Genomic DNA, 5,402 nt, shown 5'->3' with positions numbered 1-5,402 from the left:
GCTCTTCCGATCTTCTCGGGCCTGGGCGTAGGCCGCAGCTGGCGGGCGGTCGAGCCAGGCCAGTTGCTCCGGCTCGACGCCCCAGCGCGCCAGTTGCAGGGCCAGGCCGGCGAGGTCTGCCTGGAGGATTTCCGCGGTTGCGTGGGCGGCCAGTTGCTCATGCTGCGCCTGCGACCAGAGCCGGTAGCAGACGCCCGGCTGCAGCCGCCCGGCGCGACCGGCGCGCTGCGTGGCGGAGGCCCGCGAGATGCGCTGGGTGTCGAGGCGGGTCATGCCGCTGGCCGGGTCGAAGCGCGGCACCCGCGCCAGGCCGGCATCCACCACCACGCGCACGCCGTCGATGGTCAGGCTGGTCTCGGCGATGTTGGTCGCCAGCACCACCTTGCGCTGCCCGCTCGGCGCCGGCTCGATGGCGCGGCGCTGGGCGGCGAGGTCGAGTTCGCCATGCAGCGGACAGAGCAGCACGTCGGCTCGCCTGTGCAGTTGCTCGCCGAGCTGCTCGGCGACCCGGCGGATCTCGGCCTGACCGGGGAGGAACACCAGCAGGCTGCCGGGCTCGTCGTCCAGCGCCTGCAGCACCGTCTGCACCACCCGCGGCTCCAGCCACTCGCCCGGCTGCGCGGGACGCCCCCAGCGCGTGTCCACCGGAAACATGCGGCCATCGCTGCTAACCACCGGCGCGGCGCCGAGCAGCGCCGACAGCCGCTCCCCCTCCAGCGTCGCCGACATCAGCAGCACCTTCAGCGGCGGCTCTTCGCGCAGCAGCTCACGGCCGTTGAGGGTCAGCGCCAGGGCCAGGTCGGCGTCGAGGCTGCGCTCGTGGAATTCGTCGAAGATCACCAGGCCGACACCCTCCAGCGCCGGATCGTCCTGCAGGCGCCGCGCAAGGATGCCTTCGGTGACCACCTCGATGCGGGTGCGCGGGCCGACCTTCGACTCCAAGCGGATGCGGTAGCCGACGGTTTCACCTACCGCTTCGCCCAGTTCGGCGGCCAGCCGCTCGGCCGCCGCGCGCGCTGCCAGGCGACGCGGTTCGAGCATCAGGATGGTCTGCCCGGCGAGCCAGGCTTCGCCAAGCAGCGCCAGCGGCACGCGGGTGGTCTTGCCGGCGCCGGGCGGCGCCTCCAGCACGGCTTCGTGGCGCTGGCCCAGCGCCTCGCGCAGGGCGGGCAGAATGGCATCGATGGGCAGGGCGTGCATGGCGGCTCCGGAACGGGGGAGCGGATTATAAGCGCGCCGCGCGGGTAAGCGGCGCGGCCGTGGGTTCGTCCACCGGCGAAGAAACGCTGGCGCGCCGCCGCGGTCTCACAGGGGGCGACACAGGTTGCAGGAAAACCTTTGTACGGCCTGCGGAAAACGCCCCCCGGCGCTTGATATAGTGGCGCACTGCTTTCCCTGGAGGTCCTTCATGCTCATGCGTAACCGCATCATCGGCGGCGCTCTCGCCGTCACCCTGCTCACCCAGCTCAGCGCCTGCGGCACCCTGTTTTTCCCCGACCGCCGTGGCCAGATCGAAGGCCGGATCGATCCGCTGGTCGCCGCGCTCGACGCCGTCGGCATCCTCTTCTACGTGATCCCCGGGCTAATCGCCTTCGGCATCGACTTCGCCACTGGCGCGATCTACCTGGCACCGAACGAGCACTACTCGGTGGCGCCGGAAAAACTGCAGGACGCGATCAGCGCCGACGGCAGCGTCGACAAGCAGAAGCTCAAGGCGATCATCGCCCGCGAAACCGGCCGCACGCTGCCGCTCGACGACCCGCGGCTGATCCAGCACAGCGGCAGCCTCGAACAACTGGCCGCCTACGGCCTGCGCCCGGCCGCGTGATGCCGCAGCGAGCCGCGCGGCGACGGGCCGCCCTGCCGACCGAACGCCGATGATCATCGACGCACCCCATGCCCGGCTGATGCGCCTGGCGACCCGCGCCGCGCTCGCCGTGGCGCTGTCGCTGGCCCTCGCCAAGGCCGTCGCCTGGTGGTTCAGCGGTTCGGTGAGCCTGCTCGCCGGCCTTACCGACTCGCTGCTCGACGGCGCCGCCTCGCTGCTCAACCTGCTCGCCGTCGCCTACGCGCTGCGCCCGGCGGACGACAACCACCGCTACGGCCACGGCAAGGCCGAGGCGCTGGCGGGGCTCGGCCAAGGCGTATTCATCGGCGCCAGCGCAGTCTTCGTCGGCTACCAGGGCGTGCAGCGCCTCGCCCACCCGCAGCCCCTGGAAGCCACCGGCGCCGGCCTGGCGGTGATCGTCGTGTCGCTGCTGGCGACGCTCGCCCTGCTGCGCTTCCAGCGGCACGTGGTGCAGGTCACCGGCTCTACCGCGATCACCGCGGACGCCCTGCACTACCGCTCCGACCTGCTGCTCAACGGCAGCATCCTCGCCGCGCTGCTACTCGCCCAGGCCGGCCTGCACCGGGCGGATGCGCTGTTCGGGCTGGGCATCGCCGCGTACATCCTCTACAGCGCCACTAGCATCATCCGCGGTGCCTGTTCGGTGCTGATGGACGAGGAACTGCCGGTCGAGATCAGCCAGCGCATGCACGAGCTGGCCTGCGCGGTGCCCGGCGTGCTCGGCACCCACGACCTGCGCACGCGGATGTCCGGCACCCACTGGTTCGTCCAGTTGCACCTGGAGCTGCCCGGCGGGCTGTCGCTGGACGAAGGCCATGCGCTCTGCGACCAGGCCGAAGCGGCGATCCGCCAGGAGTTTCCGCGCGCCGAGGTGCTGGTTCACGCCGACCCGCCGAACGCGGCGCGCCAACGGCGGCACTGAACCCCTCCGACGCGGGCGGACTCCAAACAGGCATACCTGATGAGAACGCCCGCTGAGGGGAAGCCCATGTCGCTCCATCCCGTCGCCCGCCTCGCCGACCTGCGCGAGGACCGAGGCACACGCGTCGAAATCGGCGAAACCAGGATCCTCCTGCTGCGCACCGGCGAGACGGTGCACGCCTACCAGGCCGAGTGCCCGCACGCCGGCGCGCCGCTGGAACAGGGCGCGGTGTGCAACGGCCGGCTTACCTGCCCCTGGCACAAGGCGGCCTTCGCCGTGGCCGACGGCAGCCTCTGCGAGCCGCCCGCCCTCGATGGCCTGAAGCGCTATCCGGTGGAGGTGGTCGACGGGGAAGTGCGCGTCGGTAGCCAGGCGCTGGCGGAAACGCCGGTCGAACCCACCGAGGACGCACGCCGCTTCATCGTCATCGGCGCCGGGGCGGCCGGCACCGCCGCGGCCGCGGCACTGCGCGAGAAGGGTTTCGCCGGCGAACTCTTGCTGATCGACCGGGAGCGGCGACCCGGCTACGACCGCACCGCACTGAGCAAATTCGTCCTCTCCGGCGAGGTGCCGCCCGCCGAGGTGCCGGCGCTGCGCGACGAAGCATTCTTCGCCGCACAGGACATCCAGCGCATCCACGGCGAAGTCGTGCAGCTGGACGCCGCCGCGCGCCGGGCCAGCCTGATCGATGGCCGCCACTTCGACTACGACGCCGCGCTGCTGGCCACCGGCGGCGAGCCGCAGCGCCTGCCGCTGCCGGGCGCGACCCTGGACAACGTGCTCCTGCTGCGCTCGCGCGAGGACGCCGAGGCCATCCTGCAGGCGGCCCGGCCAGGCACCCGCGCGGTGATCGTCGGCGACAGCTTCATCGGCCTGGAAGCCGCGTCGGCATTGCGCCAGCGCGGCCTGGTGGTGAGTGTCATCGCGCGCCATCGGGTGTCCTTCGCCAGCGCGTTCGGCGAACGCATCGGCGCGGCCATCGGCCAGTTGCACGAGGACAACGGGGTGATCTTCCACCGCGGCGCCGAGGTGCTGCGCTTCGACGGCGACGAGCGGGTGCACGGCGTGCTGCTGGACAACGGCGAACAGCTGCCGGCCGAGCTGGTGCTGCTCGGTGTGGGCGTCAGCCCGGTCACTGCGATGCTCGATGACGCCCTGCTCGACGAGGACGGCGCGCTGCCGGTCGACGCCGGCATGCGCGCCGCCGACGGGCTATGGGCGGCCGGCGACATCGCGCGCTTTCCCTACGCCGGCGAGCCGACACGCATCGAGCACTGGCGCCTGGCGCAGCAGCACGCGCGCATCGCCGCGCAGAACATGCTCGGGGGCGATGCGCGCTATGACGATGTGCCGTTCTTCTGGACCTTCCACTTCGGCAAGCGCATCGATTACCTCGGCCATGCCAAGCGCTGGGACGAGGTGGTCTACGAGGGGGAACCGGAACGCCTCGAGTTCCTCGCCCTGCTCCGCCAGGGCGACCAGGTCGCCGCCGCCGTCGGCTGCGAGCGCCAGCGCGCCATGGCCCTGCTGGCCGAACGCATGCGCCGGCCGCTCGGCGTGGAGGAGGCGCTGCAGCTGATTCGCGCGAATTCGGACTGAGGGCGAAGGTTTCGCCCCGAACGCCGCCCAAACAAAAGGGGGAAGACCGTCCGGTCTTCCCCCTTTTACTGCGCGTCCGGTACTGGCGAGGATATCGCCGCTTTCGTCGCCCGCCTGGTTGGGCAGTGCGGACCCGGGTGCCAGAGCGGCCCGGTGGGACCGTCGGCGCCAACCCGCCTGATTGAGCGGGCCGGATGGACATTTCGTCCGGGCCTTGAAACTGAGGTAAAGCGTACGCCCGCGGCGGCGACAGGTGATTGCTAAAATTGCCCATCTCGCCACCACTTGCGCAATTAACGCTCGCACATGCATGCTCACGAGCAATAAAACCAAAGAGCCCCTAAAAAATGGACAAGCTGGACCGCTACGACCTGCGCATCCTCGCCGAATTGCAGCGCGACGCGCGCATCTCCAATCAGGAGCTGGCCGAGCGCATCGGCCTGTCGCCGTCGCCCTGTTCCAGACGCGTCAAGCAACTGGAGGACGACGGCTACATCAGCCGCCAGGTGGCGCTGCTGGATCGCAAGAAGCTCGGCCTGACGCTGACCGCCTACGTGCAGGTCGGCATGGACCGGCACACGCCGGAGCGCTTCGAGCATTTCCAGGACATCATCCGCAAGTGCCCGGAGGTGCTCGAATGCAGCCTGGTCACCGGGATGGACGCCGACTACCAGCTCAAGGTGGTGGTGCAGGACATGGAGCACTACCAGAAATTCCTGCTCGGCCAGCTCACCCGCATCGAAGGCGTCACCAGCGTGCGCTCCGCCTTCGTGCTCGATCAGGTGCTCGGCAGCACCGAGCTGCCGCTGGGCCACCTGCGCGGCTGAGCCGATGACCGCGGGCTTGCCGTATAATCGCCGCGCTTCGCCGTGCCGGCGTGGTCCATGACGCGTTGCGCCGGCCGCGCGCCAGGCGCCGCGCCGAGGGCATGAGCGCCGCGCCTGCCGAGCGCGGGCGAGGCACACCTCCCGGAGATCCCGATGCAACCCGAACTGTTCGAAGAAATAATGATGTACAGCCTGGTCACGGCGC

Annotated in this window: 5 protein-coding genes; 4 read left to right on the top strand and 1 reads right to left on the bottom strand. The window is 70.6% G+C overall.

The genetic code is table 11. From position 1 onward, the window contains the following. Window positions 1-1,200, bottom strand: a 1,200-nt coding sequence (hrpB, locus tag B2X67_RS09980; RefSeq protein WP_286785384.1) for an ATP-dependent helicase HrpB, incomplete at its 3' end; no start/stop codon positions are given. A gap of 208 nt (window positions 1,201-1,408) precedes the next feature. Between hrpB and B2X67_RS09975 the strand changes: the two genes are divergently transcribed. The 4 genes from B2X67_RS09975 to B2X67_RS09960 all read left to right on the top strand — a co-directional run bounded on the left by B2X67_RS09975 (window position 1,409) and on the right by B2X67_RS09960 (window position 5,197). Next, window positions 1,409-1,828: a polyribonucleotide nucleotidyltransferase gene (locus B2X67_RS09975; protein ID WP_090226064.1), complete on the top strand. Its 420-nt coding sequence runs from the start codon at window positions 1,409-1,411 to the stop codon at window positions 1,826-1,828. Between the two features lie 49 nt (window positions 1,829-1,877). Continuing rightward, window positions 1,878-2,771: a cation diffusion facilitator family transporter gene (locus tag B2X67_RS09970; RefSeq protein WP_286785383.1), complete on the top strand. Its 894-nt coding sequence runs from the start codon at window positions 1,878-1,880 to the stop codon at window positions 2,769-2,771. Between the two features lie 66 nt (window positions 2,772-2,837). Continuing rightward, complete coding sequence (locus tag B2X67_RS09965) at window positions 2,838-4,370, top strand: apoptosis inducing factor family protein (RefSeq protein ID WP_286785382.1); 1,533 nt, start codon at window positions 2,838-2,840, stop codon at window positions 4,368-4,370. Between the two features lie 347 nt (window positions 4,371-4,717). Next, entirely contained in the window at window positions 4,718-5,197 is a 480-nt protein-coding gene (locus B2X67_RS09960; RefSeq protein WP_090226057.1) for an Lrp/AsnC family transcriptional regulator, read from the top strand. Window positions 5,198-5,402 lie beyond the last annotated feature (205 nt).

This window comes from Pseudomonas sp. UBA3153 (assembly GCF_002364635.1).
Lineage (GTDB): Bacteria > Pseudomonadota > Gammaproteobacteria > Pseudomonadales > Pseudomonadaceae > Pseudomonas_O > Pseudomonas_O kuykendallii.
The sequence above is the reverse complement of the archived record's forward strand: the minus strand, read 5'-3'. Positions and strand labels throughout refer to the sequence as shown.

Excerpts from the sequence above, each read along its gene's own strand:
- B2X67_RS09960 (WP_090226057.1), top strand. The coding sequence starts at position 4,718 with ATGGACAAGCTGGACCGCTACGACCTGCGCATCCTCGCCGAATTGCAG.
- B2X67_RS09970 (WP_286785383.1), top strand. The coding sequence starts at position 1,878 with ATGATCATCGACGCACCCCATGCCCGGCTGATGCGCCTGGCGACCCGC.
- B2X67_RS09975 (WP_090226064.1), top strand. The coding sequence starts at position 1,409 with ATGCTCATGCGTAACCGCATCATCGGCGGCGCTCTCGCCGTCACCCTG.
- B2X67_RS09965 (WP_286785382.1), top strand. The coding sequence starts at position 2,838 with ATGTCGCTCCATCCCGTCGCCCGCCTCGCCGACCTGCGCGAGGACCGA.